The organism is Oceanobacillus jordanicus (assembly GCF_022095695.1).
Taxonomy (GTDB): domain Bacteria; phylum Bacillota; class Bacilli; order Bacillales; family Amphibacillaceae; genus Oceanobacillus_B; species Oceanobacillus_B jordanicus.
The window spans coordinates 153,422-172,269 of record NZ_JAIFZM010000007.1 but is presented as its reverse complement, the minus strand read 5'-3'; the positions used below and the strand labels follow the sequence as shown (position 1 = coordinate 172,269).

Annotated in this window: 16 protein-coding genes; 3 read left to right on the top strand and 13 right to left on the bottom strand. The window is 42.8% G+C overall.

All coding sequences use genetic code 11. The annotated features are described in order from the left end of the window. Positions 1-315 precede the first annotated feature (315 nt). Both K3T81_RS10290 and K3T81_RS10285 read right to left on the bottom strand, forming a co-directional pair. Positions 316-765, bottom strand: coding sequence for a hypothetical protein (locus K3T81_RS10290; RefSeq protein WP_238019822.1), 450 nt, complete (start codon positions 763-765; stop codon positions 316-318). A 68-nt stretch (positions 766-833) separates the two neighbouring features. Continuing rightward, a complete protein-coding gene (locus K3T81_RS10285) occupies positions 834-1,481 on the bottom strand; it encodes an SDR family NAD(P)-dependent oxidoreductase (RefSeq protein ID WP_338044634.1) in 648 nt (215 codons plus the stop codon). 360 nt (positions 1,482-1,841) lie between these two features. Between K3T81_RS10285 and K3T81_RS10280 the strand changes: the two genes are divergently transcribed. Beyond that, positions 1,842-2,453 (top strand): TetR/AcrR family transcriptional regulator, encoded by a 612-nt coding sequence (locus K3T81_RS10280; protein WP_238019820.1) that lies wholly within the window; start codon positions 1,842-1,844, stop codon positions 2,451-2,453. 307 nt (positions 2,454-2,760) lie between these two features. Here the strand turns inward: K3T81_RS10280 and K3T81_RS10275 are convergent, their stop codons facing one another. The 3 genes from K3T81_RS10275 to K3T81_RS10265 all read right to left on the bottom strand — a co-directional run bounded on the left by K3T81_RS10275 (position 2,761) and on the right by K3T81_RS10265 (position 6,835). After that, complete coding sequence (locus K3T81_RS10275) at positions 2,761-4,353, bottom strand: esterase/lipase family protein (protein ID WP_238019818.1); 1,593 nt, start codon at positions 4,351-4,353, stop codon at positions 2,761-2,763. Positions 4,354-4,834: 481 nt separating this feature from the next. After that, positions 4,835-5,299 carry a glycine zipper domain-containing protein gene (locus K3T81_RS10270; RefSeq protein ID WP_238019816.1) on the bottom strand — a complete coding sequence of 155 codons (465 nt, stop codon included), beginning with the start codon at positions 5,297-5,299 and terminating at the stop codon, positions 4,835-4,837. A 126-nt stretch (positions 5,300-5,425) separates the two neighbouring features. Further along, the gene (locus tag K3T81_RS10265; protein ID WP_238019814.1) at positions 5,426-6,835 is read right to left on the bottom strand and encodes a hypothetical protein; all 1,410 of its coding nucleotides are present in this window, start codon (positions 6,833-6,835) and stop codon (positions 5,426-5,428) included. A 270-nt stretch (positions 6,836-7,105) separates the two neighbouring features. Between K3T81_RS10265 and K3T81_RS10260 the strand changes: the two genes are divergently transcribed. Both K3T81_RS10260 and K3T81_RS10255 read left to right on the top strand, forming a co-directional pair. Then, entirely contained in the window at positions 7,106-7,561 is a 456-nt protein-coding gene (locus K3T81_RS10260) for an SRPBCC family protein (protein ID WP_106897508.1), read from the top strand. A gap of 317 nt (positions 7,562-7,878) precedes the next feature. Then, positions 7,879-8,745: a YitT family protein gene (locus K3T81_RS10255; RefSeq protein ID WP_238019812.1), complete on the top strand. Its 867-nt coding sequence runs from the start codon at positions 7,879-7,881 to the stop codon at positions 8,743-8,745. Between the two features lie 405 nt (positions 8,746-9,150). On the opposite strand, the gene ilvA is transcribed toward K3T81_RS10255, so the two are convergent. From ilvA to ilvB, 8 genes are all read right to left on the bottom strand, one after another. Further along, positions 9,151-10,137 (bottom strand): threonine ammonia-lyase, encoded by a 987-nt coding sequence (ilvA, locus tag K3T81_RS10250; RefSeq protein ID WP_261796576.1) that lies wholly within the window; start codon positions 10,135-10,137, stop codon positions 9,151-9,153. A gap of 38 nt (positions 10,138-10,175) precedes the next feature. Continuing rightward, positions 10,176-10,754 carry a 3-isopropylmalate dehydratase small subunit gene (leuD, locus tag K3T81_RS10245; RefSeq protein WP_161464301.1) on the bottom strand — a complete coding sequence of 193 codons (579 nt, stop codon included), beginning with the start codon at positions 10,752-10,754 and terminating at the stop codon, positions 10,176-10,178. A 13-nt stretch (positions 10,755-10,767) separates the two neighbouring features. Beyond that, a complete protein-coding gene (gene leuC, locus K3T81_RS10240) occupies positions 10,768-12,174 on the bottom strand; it encodes a 3-isopropylmalate dehydratase large subunit (protein ID WP_161464302.1) in 1,407 nt (468 codons plus the stop codon). A 17-nt stretch (positions 12,175-12,191) separates the two neighbouring features. Then, on the bottom strand, positions 12,192-13,298 hold the full coding sequence (gene leuB / locus K3T81_RS10235; protein WP_238019811.1) for a 3-isopropylmalate dehydrogenase: 1,107 nt from the start codon (positions 13,296-13,298) through the stop codon (positions 12,192-12,194). A gap of 21 nt (positions 13,299-13,319) precedes the next feature. Continuing rightward, the gene (locus K3T81_RS10230; RefSeq protein ID WP_238019810.1) at positions 13,320-14,870 is read right to left on the bottom strand and encodes a 2-isopropylmalate synthase; all 1,551 of its coding nucleotides are present in this window, start codon (positions 14,868-14,870) and stop codon (positions 13,320-13,322) included. Then, positions 14,857-15,900 (bottom strand): ketol-acid reductoisomerase, encoded by a 1,044-nt coding sequence (gene ilvC, locus K3T81_RS10225; protein ID WP_106897515.1) that lies wholly within the window; start codon positions 15,898-15,900, stop codon positions 14,857-14,859. The genes K3T81_RS10230 and ilvC overlap by 14 nt, the downstream gene beginning before the upstream one ends. Before the next feature lie 63 nt (positions 15,901-15,963). Beyond that, positions 15,964-16,482, bottom strand: a complete 519-nt coding sequence (ilvN, locus tag K3T81_RS10220; RefSeq protein WP_106897516.1) for an acetolactate synthase small subunit — start codon at positions 16,480-16,482, stop codon at positions 15,964-15,966. Continuing rightward, the gene (gene ilvB, locus K3T81_RS10215; RefSeq protein ID WP_238019809.1) at positions 16,479-18,197 is read right to left on the bottom strand and encodes an acetolactate synthase large subunit; all 1,719 of its coding nucleotides are present in this window, start codon (positions 18,195-18,197) and stop codon (positions 16,479-16,481) included. Before ilvB ends, ilvN begins: the two co-directional genes overlap by 4 nt. Between the last annotated feature and the right edge of the window lie 651 nt (positions 18,198-18,848).

Genomic DNA, 18,848 nt, shown 5'->3' with positions numbered 1-18,848 from the left:
TTGGATGATTATAGTGTTATTTTACGTATTACACTGCAGATACTTTGAAGACAGCTGGCGAAGTGATTCTATCAGCGAAGAAAACACACGAAGACTCCAACGGGAGGAAAGGCATAGGTGAGGCCTACTTAAGGAACAAAGGCTAAAAGCGCCACATCCTGGGGCAACGCCTTCGTGACCAACGTCCTGTTGGCCCGAGGCTCACCACTCCCCCCCGCGGAGAGCGAGTGTATTTGCGAAGCAGTAAGAAAGGATAGATCGTATTATCTTCAATGTTCTCTATTTTTATTGCTTTATTTAATTCTTGTCATTGTTCTAGTTTTTTTTATAGTTCCATAGAATCCTCCATTGTCCATCTACCTCGGTTGCATATACATGTTGAACGATAGTGAAATTACCAAAATCTCCTTTGAACTGTTGGTTAACCTGTACTCTATATACAACAGCAAAAGAATTGCTTGTTTCATCCATGGCCCAATCCTTCAGTTTTTTGGTTTTTTCCAATGTAAAACTGAAGTCCTCTGTACCAAGATAGCCCATAAATAATTCTCCTCTTACCTGGAGATATTCCTTCTTATCCATTTTTTCCTGCATGAAAGGATGGAACAATTCCCAAGAAAGAGAATAAACGCCTGCCTTTTCATACTCATAAAAATTCTCTACAGCCCGTTCAGCTTGATTTTTTGGTGAAAACAACTGAACTAAGAGCACGATAATCGTAATTAAGACGACTCCTGCAACAACAAGGACAATTCCTTTCTTCATAGAAGCGCTCCTCCACGAACATGGTATCCATACATTCTATTCGTAGAAGAGCACTGATATTAATTAAATTAGGTTGCAAGTGATCCGCCGTCTACTGGATAGGTTGCACCTGTTACGAAAGAGGCTTCATCTGAGGCGAGGAATAATACGACCTGGGCTACTTCTACTGGCAAACCATAGCGTTTCATTGGCACACTTGCCTGGATTTGTTTTCGCACGTTCTCTATATTATCTGGTGACATGTTTTTTTCAATATTTCCCAGCATTTGGGTATCGATCGCAGCTGGGGCCACTCCATTGATCCGAACTCCAGTACCAGCATGTTCTAGTGCTGCTGTTTTGGTTAAGCCGACAACAGCATGCTTGGAGGCAATGTAAGGCGCCATTCCTGCGCTACCAATAAATCCTGCATTGGAAATTGTATTGACAATCGATCCACTTCCCTGTTCTTCCATGACTTTTAAGGCATGCTTCATGCCAAGGAATACACCGTAGACGTTGACTTCCATGACTTTTTGGAAGGCTTTATAATCACTTTCTTTTATCGATACGAAAGGGCCTTCAAACCCAGCATTATTGAAAAGGACATCTAGACTATCGAATTTTTCCGTTGTCTCTGCGACATACCGTGCAACATCTTCTTCATTTGTCACATCTGCTTTAACTGTTAGTATTCTATCATCACCAAGTTTCAGCTCTTCCTTTGTACTCGCCAATGCATCTTCATTCATGTCTACAAGTACAATATTTCCCCTTTGTCAGCAAAGGCCTTTGCTGTAACCTTTCCAATTCCACCAGCACCACCTGTTATGACAACTGCCTTGTCGTTAAAATCCATGTCGTTTCCTCCTTCATAGAAATTCTCCAAGACCACTCGCAGGAAAATATGTTAGAATATTCTTATTAAGCCTTTTTATCGGGTTGCACTCCCACAAGCAAGAAAAGAAGTTCTTTTGTCTTATTATAAAAGTCATAGGTTACATGGTTCAATCCGCAATAATCGCTCAAGTGTATGCGTTTTCAACGTTTCTGGTTAATTTGTTGTTTTTCGTTGTTTTTGAGGAGGGAAAGTTGTCATGCAAGAATTAAAAAAAGCAGACCGAAGAATTCGTAGAACGAAACGCACGTTAATGAAATCATTTATTCAACTAATGGAAGTGAAAGCATATCATTCCATTACGGTTAAAGATATTGTGGATCATGCAGATTATAATCGGGCAACCTTTTATCGTCACTTTCCATACAAGGAAGCATTAGTTGAAGAGCTTGAAACAGAATTATTTGATGGGCTCGTGACAGCATTTCGTGCCCCTTACCTCAATAAGGACCACTTGAACATGATTCACCTAACCGTCTCTGAAATCCAGTTATTTGACTATATATTAGAGCATGCTCACTTTTATAAACTATGGAATCATTCGGAGGCAATTCCTGGTTTTGAAAACAGGTTCATTCATACAATTATTCAGCTATTTAACGAGGATTTGAAGCTTTTAACACCACAGGAGGACCACATCAATTACCATTTATTTACGACTTTTCGCGCCTATGGTATTTGGGGACTGATTTTGGATTGGATTAAGGACGACTTTACTGCTTCCACCACCTATATGTCTCGACAACTCATTCATATTCTGAATTATAAACCTCCTAAAATGTATGTAACAAAAGCGCAAGAGCCCGTTTAGAGACGTAGTGAGTGGAACGAATCAACTGAGATAAAGGAATCACGGTGAGGTCACGAGCCGATGATGACTTATTGTAGGGCGATACGTGAAGTCGCCTAGTCTCTGGGCGCTGGAGCTGGACGTGGCCGTTCTTGTCAAGGAACGATATGGAGCTGAAATTCATAAACTTTCCTATTCTTGTTAGAAAAACGAGCATTCATTAGTCTTTTAGCGATTTATAGTGGGACTTCTTCAAAATTCCAACCACATAATTGCTCCCTAGCTCTAATTGAAAAGGCCCTGCATGAGAAACTACAGGACCTTTTTGCTAATCGGCACGGTATACTGAATTAATGAACGTCCGTTTAAATGTATTCCCTTGTTTGGTGGTGCCTTCCACTTCTGTGGTAATGACATAGCTTTGATTCTTTTTTTGCAACGGAATTGTCTGTGACAGACTTGTGTTATTTTCATAGGTGGTAACTAGCTCAGGAGCTGCACCAGACTCCTTAATGTAATAGGTTGCCTTTACTGTTTCGGGTTTCACATACATAGGATCGGTTGTGACAGCAAATGGGATATGGCTTGTTTCTACAAGGTTTTCTGCTGACACAGTTACAAAAGCTTTTTCGTCATAATCGGCAATAAGAAGGTACGCATTCGCTTGGGCGCTTTTCAAGCGAAGCTCCCATTTCCCTACCTGTAAATCTGCGAGTGAAAAATGGTGGTCGATTGCGTTGATGAAATATCCTTCCTTGTTCTCCGTTACTTTTGGCTTCACTTGCACTGTTTTACCGGAAGGATTCGTTAGTTCTATTCTAGATAACGGCTCTGCTGTTAGGAGCTGAAACGATGTCTGTTTGATTGTTTCATCCATGAATAGAGGGACCTTTTCCTCCGTCCCATTTCCCAATTCTCCACCTGTAACCCATTGATTGCGGGCTCCCTTCGCTTCGATTGCCTCTTCATAAATAGGAGTATTCTGCGTTAGACTGCTCAGGCTGTTCCCTGCAATAACATCTTCAAATATGGAAAATGTTGCGCCAGATCGTACGGTTGTATGGTTCCAGTTACCGATTTCGAGCAACTGCCCTACTGGGAGCTGGCTGCTACTTGTCGTCACTACTCCATCATTGTCCCCATAGCTATTTAAGTACATCCCACCAAACCAGGTAGACGAAAACATAGAGCCCCAATTTGTCCCGCCAATTGTATAATAATCATGAGCTGACGCGGTAGGTTCTGCATCTGTTATCGAACGAAAGTATGCCATATACCCTGTTTCCATTGCTGAGGTTCCTTCCCCTTGAGCGCCAATCAAATCAGCAAGCCAGCCAGCCCAACTACTATCCGCTAGATCTGCAAGCTGTGAACCATGGTGTGGACTAGAAAGGGTAATCACATTTTCCACATATTGCCCAGCACCATAATAGGTAAGAGCCGTCTGTGCATCCACACCACCTTTACTGTACGCAATAATGGTGATTGGTTTATTCGAAAAATGTGCCGCAATTTCTTCAATTTTTTCGGCTAGGAGTTGACCATTGTCCCACATATCCGCGGAAGCCCCACCAGCATCATACAGCTGAATAAATGCGGTCTGATAACCCGCTTCCAAGGCCGTCTGGTACATATCATTATCTTCCCAGAAAATCTGTGCAACATTATTCAGTCCGGGAACGAATAGCAATACAGGAGCATCTGCGATCAGGTTTGTTGGTGTATCACCTGCATACCATTCCCCTGGTATCTCGTCATTTCCATTACTAGCCTTGCCATTTAGAGAATACGCTCCGCCTTCTTCTACTAACACAGGATCTGGGATGGGCTGTTCAAGAGGTTGTGCTTGGATCGTGTCACGAAGTAACCCAATTAACAAAATAAACAATAAGGAAACCGTAATTCTACCAAGTGTTTTCACAAGAGAACCTCCTCATATTTACTTTAGGAAAATGTAAAATCTTAGGCCAAAGTCGACATAGCAAACTTCCAAGTATAAGCACAACGAGTGCATTTACTAAAAGACGAGCAAGTGGGAGTTTTTCTAGAATGCCCTTACTAGTTGATATGAGATAGAAAGCTTATCCTATTACTAAATCGGGACAATTTAACCAGGGATTTACATTGGGTGAATTGAATATTGGATATAACTAGAGATGTTCTGTGGTTCGTTGCAGGCTTGAGGGACAGTTATTCATTTTCTATATGTTTTTTCCTTAACTTATTTAATTCGGGTATACGGTGATATAAAGTTGATATTCTATCTACTACTTCTAGTTTCACTTCGCATCCTCTTCTGTTAGTTGATTAACGACATTTATAGTCTTTTCAAATGTAACCATATGAGAAGTCTTTTCCATTTATAATTCCTTCTATTCCTTGGTAATCGCAGTCCTTATAAGTTACAAAACCAGCCCCTTTTTCTTGGCATTTGCATCTAATGCTGCGCCGATGGCGACACCAAGTCCAACACCAAGTGGTAATCCTATCCCAATATTTTCAAATATAAGGAGCCCAAATACGACACCTAAGCTTGTTCCTATGGGCATATATACGCTGAAATAAAAGCCGCTTGTTACTAAATTGTGTTTTTTCATAAGGTGAGTACTGCTGTTATTTATTTTTTGTTTGTGATGTTTAATATCATCTTCTGTGATCGTGCTGTTCTTTTCCAAAAGGTCCTTAATATGGGACTCTAAGTCAGTAAAATACTGTTCACACTCTTCACATTCATTTGAGAAAGAATCTAATCTGTTTATGATTCGATTAAATTTTTCTAATTCAAGTTCTGTGGCAACCTGTTCATCAACATTGTTACTTATTTCTTCAATACTATTTACTACGTTCTTCACTCTTTGACTTTCCATGGAACACCCACCTTTATTGGTTAATTCCCTTCATAACCTAATACGGCTACAAAGTTAAAATGTTTCGAAATTAATCACAATAGGAGGACCAATATTAAAATTTGTCCTCCTAAACCTATTGTTTTTCTAAATCACATGAATCATGGTCTGGATATAGCATTGCACAAGGATATAAAACACAATGGCATACCCCAAATTAAACTTAATCCCATTTTTAAACCCATTCAACCCGTTGGATGCGCTAAGCACAATAACCGGCATAATAAGTGGGGAAAGCAAGATAGAAATAACGCTACCTGATGTTACCGCAAGCACGATGAGTTCTGGTGGATATGGCAGAGCAATGGATTCGAGAATCCCGGCAACTAGAACCATAACGGTCAGGGGACCTAGCCCTAAGAACCCGAGTAAGATAACGATAAATGGCAGCAAATAAAGGAAATTAAGAAACGGAATATGCTGCTGCAAGTAATAAACACCATCTACAATAGATGTGCCGAATCCCGTCTGGTTTAGAGCTGAGATCAGCACACCCGCTCCCAGCATGATACTAAGCTGATAGGATTGTTTCAGCATTCCTTCTTTTGTGTAATGGTGCGCTTCTTCCATGAATTTACCTGGTCGCCGTTTTATTGCGTAATACAACAAGCTCCAAAAGAAAATGACAATGGGGATGGTCATCATTAACTCAAGCCCAAAGAACCCATGCAATGCAAAAATAGTGCCGAATAACGTCACGAATAAAAACAAAAATTCCATAACAAGTTTCCGACTAACCTTCTTAGATGAAGCGCTTTGCAAAATTCCAGCGATTTTCCCTTGTAAAACGGTTGTGATGTCAAGGCCATATTTCTTTTCATCCCTGATGGAGAAAACAACTGATATCCCTATACCAAGCGCAGCGATGACCATCCCTTGGATAATGGCAAGCCAAAGCGAAGCCTTCATCGTTTCAACTGCAAATATAAAGCTCGGTATGCTGACAACCCACATGGTAGAAAGGGCAAAAGATCGGAGCACAGCGGTCCCTTTGAAATTTTCCCAGCCCTCCCCTTTTTCACCCTTTAAAATATCATTAATAAACTGATACACCATGGGAATGGCTCCAAAAAGTAAGAAATAAGATATCACCTGCGTAAATACCATGGCAGAAAAATAAAATTTTCTGCTCGTGTTAATCGCATGATGTGCTCGTGAAAGAATTGCCTCCATATAGGCCTCTACACGCAAAACCCAGCTGATCATTGGGACGATAATAAGCAGTCCAATAATGTCCCGCATTTGTAAAAAACCAGCATAGATGTCGGAAAGGGTAAAATTGTTTGCATATGAGAGTACAACCAATCCGATAAGAAATAGCATGAGTGGCAGCTTGAAACCCTTCAGTCCAAAATGCAGAAAGGCAAACAATAAAATAGCAAAGCCACTGATAGCTAGGACAGTTAACAGGATGTCTGATGGGAAAAAGTAAGTTAAAAAATGTAAAATAGCATAAATTATTGTGGCGATACGTAGCCCGTAAGCTTTTATTTTCATTAGGCAAACTCCTCTTGTTAGCAATCTATCCATTAATAGCATAGACCTTTTTTAACGTGTTCTCAAGTTGAGGAAGTTGAATTGTGTAGATGTTTAATTGGTGTTATGGTTTCACTGTGGGGTGCTTTGGTTTCACTTTGAGGTGCTCTCGATTCACTTTGGAGTGCTCTTGATTCACTTTGCTCCAAGTATTTTTTATAAACAACTTCTAAAAATTCCCCTCCTACATAGGATAGTAAAGTGTGTTATTAACATCAGGGAGGGACAGCAATGCCGAGTGGAGTTCATCAGCTGGAAGTAGATCTTCCCATTCGTAATACATGGTCGTTTATTAGTAATATTACGAATTGGGCAACCTTGGTTCCGGGTTATGTGGAACATAAAATCCTTAATGAGAGGCAGTCAACGTGGACTTTTCGCGGGGATGCAGGCGTGGTACATAAGACGGTGTGCCTTAGAATTGACATTCAGGAATGGCAGGAGCCTGCTCGTATCTCCTTTACTCTCAAAGGAATAAACGAGAATTTTTCCGGCGATGGCTATTTCCACGCAGAGGAATTAACAAATTCGACAGTTAAAATGACCGGCTATCTGCACATCACGGCCAAGGGACTAATTGGACCGATGGTGAACACGATGCTACGGACCATGCTACCGCGTACGACAAGGGATTTCACGGAAGCGGTGGTACGGAAGATGCAGCGAGCAGAGGCTGTTGCACGATAAATTCTTACTTGAAAGATTACCTAGTTGGTAGTCTTTTTTCTTTTGGTAAGAGTCTTTCTAGCGTTGCGCATTTCTCCCTCCTTCATCTCACGTGTGATTTACTCTCTATCAGCATAATGATAGAATAGATCAGTCATCAGTTTTTTATCCCGGTGCAACCGTCCGTAAGACTCCCACTTCAAAACATGAGACAAAACCGTGGTGCTTAAGTGGGAGAAAACGGACGCTAACACCCCGATTCGTTCAACTAACAATCAGTGGGGGAAGAATGCCCGCCCCACTGATTGAAGGTTCACTTTATATGAAGGAGATCGTATATGAACATATTACATAAAAACCGTGCGGTGAATGATGCGCTGAAAATTATTATTGGTGCTACACTCGTTGCGTTAAGTTATAATGTCTTTTTATTACCTTCAAAGCTAGCTGCAGGTGGAATTTCAGGGATTAGTACCATCTTATTTGAAATGTATGAATTAAGTCCTGCTTATACACAATTGCTTATCAATATTCCAATTTTCATTATCGGCTGGATTGCACTTGGAAAAAGCTTTAGCTGGAAAACGTTGATTGGCACGTTTTGGGTACCGTTTATCATCTGGCTTTCCGCTGATATTCCGTATACCGTTACAAATCCACTATTAGGTGCGATTTATGGAGGAATTGTCCTAGGTACAGGCCTTGGCATCGTCTATAAAGGGAATGGCTCTACTGGTGGAACGGCCGCCATCGCCCAAATCGTAAAAAAATTCACAGGGATCTCAAGTGGTTATTCTCAGTTAATTGTCGATGGCTTTGTTGTCACTGCTTCTATTGTTGTGTTCAGCCTTGAGCTCACATTGTTTGCCTTAATGGCAATTTATATTACAAGTAAAACAATTGATATTGTCCAGCTACGTACCTCTGCTACAAAATTAATTATGATTATCACAGAAGAAGAAGAGAAAATTCAGCAAATAATTCGAGATGGAATCGACAGGGGGATTACCAAGGTGCGCTCTGTTGGTGGCTATTCCAATCAGGATAAGACGATGATTCTTTGCGTGACAGAACAGCAAGAAGCTGTGCAACTGAAACGTATTTTACAAAAAGAAGAGCCAACTACATTCGTTATTTTCATTAATGCTTCGGAAATACTTGGTCGCGGTTTTTCATTGGACAAGTACTATGGTCAGAAGTTGTAAGCAAGTAACCTGGCGACTTAGGTATTGAGGGGTGCGTCGCTTTTTTTTTGGGGGGTGCGTCGCTTCGGGGAGGTGGTGCGTCTCCTCGGGAAGGCGGTGCGTCTCTTTGGGTGGTGTTGCGTCGCTTCGGGATGTCAGTGCTTCTCTTTGGACTTGCGCCGCGCCTCCTCGGGAAGGCGTTGCGTCTCTTTGGACTCGCGTCGCGTCTCTTTGGTTTGGTGTTGCTCTCACGCGACTTCACTCTACTCTCACGCAACTTCTCTCCACTCCTACGCGACTTGCCTCTTCTCCCACGCGACTTCACTCTATTCTCACGCAACTTCTCTCCACTCCCACGCGACTTCGCATTTCTATAACTTTACAGCACCCAAAAAGAGACGCCCTCACACTGGAGGACGTCTCTTTTTATGCGGGGTGATGCAGCCTCTCTGCCATATGTTGGATTTTCGCCATGGTGCTGATGTCCATGTTGCCACCACTGACGACAACTCCTAGGTGTCTAGACTTGATATGTTGATGGTGTGCAAACAATGCTGCGATAGCGGCAGCTCCTGCGCCTTCCATTAAGGTTTTGTTTCGCTCCAGCATATAAACAATGGCGGAGGCAATTTCCTCATCCGTCACGGTGAGGATATCATCTACGTATTCTCTAATAATGGGTAAGGTGCGCTTACCGGGTTGTTTAACTGCAATGCCTTCTGCAATGGTGTTGACGGATTGCAGCCTAACGTCTTTTCCTTTATAAAAGCTATCATACATTGCCGACGCGCCCTCTGCCTGGACGCCAATAATTTTAATGTTTCGGTTTACATATTTTGCAGCAACTGCGATGCCACTAATTAACCCGCCCCCGCCAATTGGGACCAAGATGGTATCAAGCCGGTCTTCTTGTTTTAGCATTTCCATGGCGATCGTTCCCTGACCTGCCATGACATCATAATCATCGAAGGGATGAATATAGACAGCTCCTGTTTGCATTTGCCTTTTCAGTGAGGCATCATAGGCTTCCTGAAATGATTCCCCTGTCAAAACAATTTCTGCTCCGTAGTTTTTCGTTGCCTGAACCTTAGCTGAAGGTGTTTTTTCTGCCATAAAAATGGTTGCCTTAATTCCGAGCTTCGCTGCTGCGTAAGCGACTCCTTGGGCATGATTTCCTGCAGACGCAGTGATAACACCCTTGTTTCGTTCCTGCTTCGATAACTGCATCAACTTAAAGGTTGCCCCTCTAAATTTAAATGCCCCTGTTTTTTGCTGGTTTTCCATTTTAAAATAAACGTTTTTTCCTACGATGCGATTTGTAGTTTCTGACGTAATGATCGGTGTTCGGTGAACAATAGGACGTAAAATTCCTAATGCGGTATGAACCTTTTCACCTGTTAAGCAATCCCCAATGGTTTCACACTCCTTGAAATTTTTAGACCTGGAATCAGCTATTGCTTTTCGAATGCTACAATCTTCTCCTCGTGGTGCAGGGTTAACGCAATATCATCCCAGCCATTTAATAGCTTCTTTTTATGATATGACGGAATCTCGAAGGATATTTTCTTTCCTGTCCGATCCGTGATGCTTTGCTCTTCCAATACAACCTTTAATACTAATTCGGATTGTTGCGCTTGTGCGAGCCAGGCATCAACTTGATCCTTCTCCATCTGAATCGGTAAAATGCCATTTTTCAATGCGTTGTTATAAAAAATATCCGCAAAGCTTGGGGCGATCACAACCTGAAAGCCATAATCCAACAAGGCCCATGGGGCATGCTCACGCGAAGAGCCGCAGCCGAAATTTTCACCAGCCACAAGGATAGAAGCACCATCGTAAGCTGGATCATTTAAGGAAAAATCCTGACGCTTCAGCCCATCATCATCATAGCGCCAATGGTAAAATAAAAACTGCCCAAAACCAGTGCGTTCAATTCGCTTTAAAAATTGCTTCGGTATAATTTGGTCTGTGTCTACATTCGTTCGGTTTAATGGATAGACTAATCCTTCATGCTCCTGTAATGCCTGCATTTCGACCCACCTCCTAGCTCGGTACACTTGTATAGTTTCTGACGTCAACAAAATGGCCTTCGATCGCAGCTGCTGCAGCCATTTCTGGACTTACTAAATGAGTACGGGCACCATTTCCTTGTCTACCTTCAAAATTTCGGTTAGAGGTGGAGGCACACCTTCCGCCTGGTGGCACAACATCATCATTCATTGCCAGGCACATGCTACATCCTGCTTCCCGCCATTCGAATCCAGCTTCTTTAAAGATCGTGTCCAGTCCTTCTTTTTCGGCTTGTAATTTTATGCTGAAGGAACCTGGTACGACGATGGCCCGCACGTTTTCACTTACCTTCTTCCCAGCAACAATCGAAGCCGCTTTTTGTAAATCACTTAACCTAGAGTTCGTACAAGAACCAATGAAAACATGGTCAATGTTAATGGAGGTAATCGGCTGATTTTCTTCGAGTCCCATATAATCCAGGGCACGTGCTACATCTTCTTTGTATTCAACCTGTGTTAAATCAGGCGTCTTACCACTTACTGGAACACACATGCCTGGGTTGGTTCCCCAGGAAACTTGAGGCTCTATCTCATCTGCATGGATGACCACGCGGTGATCATATTCTGCGCCCTCATCTGTAGCTAATGCCAACCAGGAATCTGCCAGCTGATCAAAAGCTTCGCCATCTGGCACATACTCTTTCCCTCTTAGGAAATTTACTGTTGTTTCATCAGGGCTAATTAGTCCTGCTCTCGCTCCTGCTTCAATCGACATATTGCAAACCGTCATGCGACCTTCCATAGACAAATTACGGATTGCTTCACCGGTATATTCCATTACATGGCCTGTGCCGAAACGAACACCAAACTTCGCGATGATAGCTAGAATCAAATCCTTAGCTGTTACACCAGGGCCAAGATCGCCTTCTACATGGACATTTAAGGTCTTTGGTTTTTCTTGCCAAATACTCTGCGTTGCCAGTACATGTTCTACTTCGCTTGTGCCGATTCCAAAGGCCAAAGCACCAAATGCACCATGTGTCGAGGTATGGCTATCCCCGCAAACAATGGTTTTACCTGGTTGTGTAAGGCCTAGTTGCGGCCCGATTACGTGCACGATTCCCTGGTCAGGATGCTGCATATCAGCGAGTGGAATCCCAAACGCATCACAGTTCTCTTTTAATGTCTGCATTTGTTTTTTAGCAATCTCATCTTTCATGCTGTCCCTGTTTTTAGTTGGAACATTATGATCCATCGTTGCGTACGTTAAATCCGGTCTACGCACCTTACGTCCATTTAAACGTAGCCCCTCAAAAGCTTGCGGCGATGTAACTTCATGAACAAGGTGGAGATCAATATATAACAGGTCTGGTCTTCCCTCTTCCTGATGCACAATATGTTTTTGCCAAATTTTTTCAATAATTGTTTTTGGTTTATCCATTATGCCACCTCCTCGACTTAGGCATAGGTACTGCAAATACTATCGGAAACACTTTTTGTCGTGATGTTTTCGACTACAGCCTCTGTCATTTCTTTGGTTCCAACCTGCTTGCCATTTTTTACTGACAAATCAGCTGTATGGTAGCCCTGTTCAAGGCATGCTCTAACCGCTTCTTCTATTTCATTTGCCTCTTCTTCCATTTGCAAGGAATGTCTTAGCATTAAAGCAGCGGAAAGGATCATGCCAAGTGGATTCGCGATCCCTTTTCCGGCAATGTCTGGTGCTGATCCATGAACTGGTTCATACAACCCGACTCCGTCTGAGCGAATACTTGCTGATGGTAGCATGCCGAGCGATCCGGTTAACACGGATGCTTCATCACTTAAAATATCGCCAAATAGATTTTCGGTTACGATGACATCAAATTGGGTTGGTGCTGTAATCAGCTTCATGGCAGCAGCATCCACAAGCATATGCTCAACTGTTACGTCAGGATATTCCTTGCTTTTCTCATTAACTACTTCTCTCCAAAGTCTACTAGACTCTAAAACATTTGCTTTATCAACAGAGGTAAGGTGTTTACGTCTAAGTCTTGCACTTTCAAATGCTTTTTCGACAATCCGTTCCATTTCACTGCGTTCATAATAAAGGGTGTCAACGACTGCCTTCCCGTCTTTGATTCGTTCACTCGGTTTTCCGAAGTAAAGACCACCCGTCAATTCGCGGATAATTAGAATATCACTTCCATTCACCACTTCTTCTTTTAGTGGGGAAGCATGAAGAAGTGGTGCGAACCCTTGAATTGGCCTTAAGTTAGCAAAAAGGCCCAGCTTTTTTCGAATGCCGAGTAAACCTTGCTCTGGTCGGATATTGCCTGGAAGTGCTTCCCATTTCTTCCCACCAACAGCTCCTAGTAAAATAGCATCTGCTTGTTCGCACGCATTGATCGTATCATCCGGTAACGGGGTTCCATACTGATCGATAGCATCCCCGCCAATTGCATGGGAATGGAAGGTAAAACGATGACCAAATTCGCTTGCCACTGTATTTAACACATACTTCGCTGACTCCATAATTTCTTTTCCAATACCATCACCTGGTAGCAGGATAATTTGTTTATTCATACGCTTCTCCTCCATTCTATTTTACGTTTCCGATGCGACCACATTGCTTTCTTGTGAATGCTGTCTGACGATATAACGATTGACCGCGTTCAAAAAGGCGTTGGCAGATGCTTCGATGACATCCTGTGCTGTTCCTCTTCCGTTTACCGCTTGCCCATTCACCTCAAGCTGGACATGTGATTCGGCCAAGGCGTCCTTTCCCCCGCCTACAGAACTAAGTTGATAATCTATAAGTTTAAGATTCTCAGAAATTAACTCATCCAATGTCCGGTATACAGCTTCGACACTTCCCTGTCCGGTGCAAGCTGTTTGAACTGCTCTTCCATCAGGGGTGTGCAACAAAACGGTAGCAGTTGGAATATTCGCTGTACCATATTGAACCTGGAACATTTCGAGCTGGTACTTGTTAACAGAAGTCGTATCTGTTTGAACCTCCATGAGGATCGTAAACAGATCATCATCCGTTACTTCCTTTTTGTGATCGGTTAATTGCTTGAATGCATCGAAGGCACTTTTAAGCTTTTCTTCACTAAGCTCCATGCCGAGCTCTTTGACTTTATCCTTAAACGCATGTCGTCCTGAGTGTTTGCCAAGAACCAGGTTATTTGCTTTTACACCGACCATTTCAGGTGTCATAATTTCATAGGTTGAAGCGTGCTTCAAAACACCGTCTTGGTGGATGCCAGATTCATGAGCAAAGGCGTTGCGCCCTACTACTGCTTTATTTGCCTGCACATACATACCCGTTAATTTTGCTACAAGGTCGCTTGTTCGTTTTGTTTCTTCCAGTTTTAATCCTGTCGTATAAGGATAAAAATCAGAGCGAACCTTTAACGCGACGGCAACTTCTTCTAAGGAGGCATTGCCTGCCCGCTCCCCAATTCCATTGATCGTTCCTTCGATCTGCGTCGCACCATTTTCCACAGCGGCTAGTGAATTGGCAACTGCCATACCGAGGTCATTATGACAATGACAAGATAGGTGCACTTGGTCAATGTTTGGCACAGTTTCTTTTATATACTGGAACATCCGCCCATATTCAGCTGGCGTCGTATATCCAACTGTATCTGGCAAATTGATCACGGTTGCGCCTGCGTTGATGACACGTTCAATGATTTGCGCCAAAAAATCTAAATCCGATCTGGAAGCATCCTCTGCTGACCATTGAACATCATGGAATTTCGTTTTCGCATATGTGACCATTTCGACTGCCGTATTCATCACCTGTTCTGGAGTCTTTTTCAATTTATACGTCATATGAATCGGGGAAGTAGCCAAGAATAGATGGATGCTTGGATATTCTGCCCCCTTCAACGCTTCCCATGCTGTATCGACATCTGACTTGACGGTACGAGCTAAAGCTGTAACCGAGGTGTTTTTTATCGTGTCAGCAATGGCTTTAACAGCTTGAAAGTCTCCTTTGGAGGAAGCAGGAAACCCTGCCTCCATCCTATCCACTCCAAATCGCTCTAGTTGTTTGGCGATCTCCAGTTTTTCTAGTTGATTCAGATTCACACCAGGTGACTGTTCGCCGTCTCGAAGGGTTGTATCGAAAATTTTAATTCGTGACATGCTCTTTCACATCCTTTTGCTTAGATTGTTTTGCTTGAAGTGGTTGCTTAACAAAAGGCATTAAATCACGTAACTCCTTTCCAACTTTTTCGATTTGGTGGTTGTTTTCTTTTTTATTAATTGCATTGAATTTTGGTCTGTTTGCTTGGTTTTCCAAAATCCACCCTTTGGCAAATTCACCAGTTTGGATGTCTGTAAGAACTTCTTTCATCCGAGCTTTTGTATCCTCATCGACAATTCTTGGCCCAGAAGCAAAATCACCCCATTGTGCTGTGTCAGAGATAGAATAGCGCATGTTTTCAAGTCCACCTTCATAAATCAAGTCCACGATAAGTTTCATTTCGTGCAGACATTCAAAGTAAGCAACTTCTGGCTGATAGCCTGCTTCTGTTAAAGTCTCAAACCCTGCTTTGATTAAGCTTGTAAGGCCGCCGCACAATACTGCCTGCTCACCAAACAGATCTGTTTCGGTTTCTTCTTGGAATGTTGTTTCCAGCACACCCGCTCTTGCTGCACCAATTCCTTGGGCGTACGCTAGTGCCAGCTCTGCAGCATTTCCTGTTACGTCCTGATATACACCGAACAATGCTGGAACACCAGCGCCCCCCTCATAGGTTCTACGTACGAGATGTCCTGGTCCTTTTGGTGCTACTAAGAAAACATCCACATCTTCTGGAGGAACAATTTGGCTAAAATGAATGTTAAAGCCATGAGCAAAAGCAATGGCATTTCCTGGCTGCAGGTTAGATTTAATGCTTTCTGTGTAAACGGCTGTCTGATGTTCGTCAGGCAATAGAACCATTACCACATCTGCCTGGCTAACAGCTTCTGCTACAGAATGGACATCAAAGCCATCTTCCTCTGCTTTTTGTTGTGATTTTCCTGGTCTTAGCCCAACAACGACATCATAGCCGCTTTCTCTTAGGTTTAACGCATGGGCATGCCCCTGTGAGCCATAGCCAACTACCGCGATTTTCTTGTCTTTCAATACCTCTGTTTGAATATCATTTTCATAGCGTACTTTTGTCATTTTATATTCCTCCTCAAGTTTTTATCCCGTCTTAACTGGCAACACACCAAATGACGTTTCATTTTATAATGGCGTGGCATGTAAATCTGTTACAGTTTTAGGTTGATGTCCTCTTAAGAATGCGGTGACGCCTGTTTTGGTCAACTCCTTAATGCCGTATGGATGGAGCAGCTCAATAAGTGCTTCCACTTTGTCGGGTTTTCCCGTTACCTGTATGGTCATACTTTCCTTGCTTACATCTATTACCGAAGCCCGAAACGGGGAGATGATCCCTTGAATTTCAGCCCGCTGATGCCCATTGCTTCCTACTTTGATGAGGGCAAGCTCTCTGGCAACAATTGCTTTGTCGGTAATGTCCGATACTTTGATCACATCGATTTGTTTGTTCAGCTGTTTTGTCAGTTGTTCGAGGTTTTGATGATCACTTACCTCAATAACAAATGTCATTTTCGAAATGCCCTCAGTCTCTGATTTCCCAACTGAGATACTGTCAATATTAAATTGCCGTTTATGCAGCATGCCGGTAATGCGGTTTAGCACCCCGCTCCGGTCTTGCACAGTGGCTGTAATGATGCGCTTCATCTCTTCACCCCAATCATTTCATGGAGCCCTTTTCCTGGTGCAATCATCGGATAGACACATTCCTTTTGGACAACCCGACAATCTACAACTACTGGCCCGTTATAGGAGAAAACCTCTTCTAGCATTTCGGGTGCGTCTGTCTCCTTTTCTATTCGTATGCCTTTGATTCCGTAGCTTTCAGCAAGTTTAACAAAATCCGGGTTCTCGATGAAAAGTGATTCTGAGTAACGTTCCTCGTAAAAGCTTTCCTGCCACTGTCTTACCATCCCTAATGCCTGGTTGTTTACGATGATGACTTTTACTGGCAGCTGCTGTTCCTTCAAGACGGAAAGCTCTTGTAAGGTCATTTGAAAACCACCATCTCCTACCACTGCTACAACCAATTCATCTGGTGCACCGAGCTGTGCGCCAATTGCTGCTGGGAAACCAAATCCCATCGTGCCAAGTCCGCCTGATGTAACCCACTTGTTTGGCTTATCGAAGGAATAATACTGTGCCGTCCACATTTGATGCTGCCCCACATCTGTTGTAATGATCGCGTCCCCTTCCGAAATTTTGTGAATTTGATCGATAAGCCACTGCGGAGAAAGCAACTCATCTGATCGGTCATACCAGAGTGGAAATGTCAGTTTGTTGTGCTGTAATCCTTTTTGCCAATCTTCATGGTCTGTTTTAATGTCCTTTGTTAATAGTGCTTGTAATGCAGCCTTGGCATCCGCTACGACTGGGATAGCAGTTGGAATATTTTTGCCGATTTCAGCTGGGTCAATGTCAATATGGGCAACCTTGGCATGTGGAGCGAAATGCTGTAAATTCCCAGTCAGTCGGTCATCAAATCGTGCTCCAATGTTTAGCAATACATCACATTCATATAAAGCCATGTTTGCTGCATAGGTTCCATGCATCCCGGCCATTCCAAGCATTTGGGGGTGGGAGCCTGGAAAGCTTCCCAAACCGAGTAATGTATTGGCAACAGGCAGCTCGTATTTTTCAGCGAATTCCTTTAATTCTGCTGAGGCTTTTGAAAAGAGTACTCCTGCTCCTGCTAGGATGAGCGGCTTCTTAGCATGACTTAAAGCCTCCGCTAGCTTCGTAATTTGTAATGGATTCGGATTCACATTTGGCTGGTAACCTGGCAGTGAAAAAGTGTTCGGATAAGACCCAGCCGTTACTTCAGCTGATATGTTTTTTGGAATATCCACTACTACAGGACCGGGACGGCCAGTAGAAGCGATATGAAAAGCTTCTTTGACAACTCGTGGTAATTCCTCGATCGTTTTCACCTGATAGTTGTATTTCGTTATTGGTGTTGTAATTCCCAGTACATCTGCCTCCTGAAATGCATCCGTTCCAATAACACCACTGGCCACCTGTCCGGTAAAAATAACGAGTGGTAAGGAATCCATCATGGCATCCGTTATCCCCGTAATAAGATTTGTTGCGCCAGGCCCGGAAGTTGCAATCACAACACCTGGCCTCCCTGTTACTCTCGCGTATCCTTCCGCTGCATGGATTGATCCCTGCTCATGCCGGGAAAGGACGTGTTTAAAAGCTGCCTTACTTCTGTACACCGCATCATAGATTGGCAGAACAGCCCCGCCAGGATATCCGAATATGGTGTCCACTTGTTCATCAACCAAAGTCTGGATGAACAAATCTGCACCTGTCATAAATTCTGTTTCACTTTTCGGTTCCTGTTTTACATCAAGTTTCACTACTACATGCCTCCCCCATTTGCTTTACTATCAAAAAAAGGCCCTTCTCTCCCCTAAAACTGCGCAAATTAGCAGAATTATTGGGGAGAAAAGAGCCATCTTTTCACGGTACCACCCAGGTTTTATAGCATCCTCACGAATACTACCTTTAAGACTGATAAACAGTCTAATTGATAACAGGCACATACACTGTACCTGACCGTGCCTACTTGGAATCATTCCGTTCAACGCGGCACTCAGGGAAGATGTCAGAACAAAATGTACTTCTGGGCTTCCAGCAACCCCAGCTCTCTGTGAATACATTGCGTTTGTTCCTTTGCTCCCGTCATCGAGTTAACCTATAGTTTTGTGTTGTTTTGTTTAAAAGTTGATAGTCATTTTGTTGCTTTGTTCAATAAAGTTTGAATATTTGATATTGCGGATAATCATATACCGTTTTAAATCAACAGTCAACAGCTTTTTCGAAGTTTTTTATTTGTTTAGATAACTCTGTTAATTTGAATGCGCTTTCATGCTTGTCAGGTAGGGAAACATCTAGAATGTTACAATTACGTTACATTGCAATATATTGGTTGAATTATTGTGGTTCCGGTTAAAAGTTAAATTTTGTTTAATTAATATATTGCTGTCGGTTGTTTTTAGACTTCATGC

Excerpts from the sequence above, each read along its gene's own strand:
- K3T81_RS10290 (WP_238019822.1), bottom strand. The coding sequence starts at position 765 with ATGAAGAAAGGAATTGTCCTTGTTGTTGCAGGAGTCGTCTTAATTACG.
- K3T81_RS10280 (WP_238019820.1), top strand. The coding sequence starts at position 1,842 with ATGCAAGAATTAAAAAAAGCAGACCGAAGAATTCGTAGAACGAAACGC.
- K3T81_RS10270 (WP_238019816.1), bottom strand. The coding sequence starts at position 5,299 with ATGGAAAGTCAAAGAGTGAAGAACGTAGTAAATAGTATTGAAGAAATA.
- K3T81_RS10265 (WP_238019814.1), bottom strand. The coding sequence starts at position 6,835 with ATGAAAATAAAAGCTTACGGGCTACGTATCGCCACAATAATTTATGCT.
- K3T81_RS10260 (WP_106897508.1), top strand. The coding sequence starts at position 7,106 with ATGCCGAGTGGAGTTCATCAGCTGGAAGTAGATCTTCCCATTCGTAAT.
- K3T81_RS10255 (WP_238019812.1), top strand. The coding sequence starts at position 7,879 with ATGAACATATTACATAAAAACCGTGCGGTGAATGATGCGCTGAAAATT.
- leuD (WP_161464301.1), bottom strand. The coding sequence starts at position 10,754 with ATGCAGGCATTACAGGAGCATGAAGGATTAGTCTATCCATTAAACCGA.
- leuC (WP_161464302.1), bottom strand. The coding sequence starts at position 12,174 with ATGGATAAACCAAAAACAATTATTGAAAAAATTTGGCAAAAACATATT.
- leuB (WP_238019811.1), bottom strand. The coding sequence starts at position 13,298 with ATGAATAAACAAATTATCCTGCTACCAGGTGATGGTATTGGAAAAGAA.
- K3T81_RS10230 (WP_238019810.1), bottom strand. The coding sequence starts at position 14,870 with ATGTCACGAATTAAAATTTTCGATACAACCCTTCGAGACGGCGAACAG.
- ilvC (WP_106897515.1), bottom strand. The coding sequence starts at position 15,900 with ATGACAAAAGTACGCTATGAAAATGATATTCAAACAGAGGTATTGAAA.
- ilvN (WP_106897516.1), bottom strand. The coding sequence starts at position 16,482 with ATGAAGCGCATCATTACAGCCACTGTGCAAGACCGGAGCGGGGTGCTA.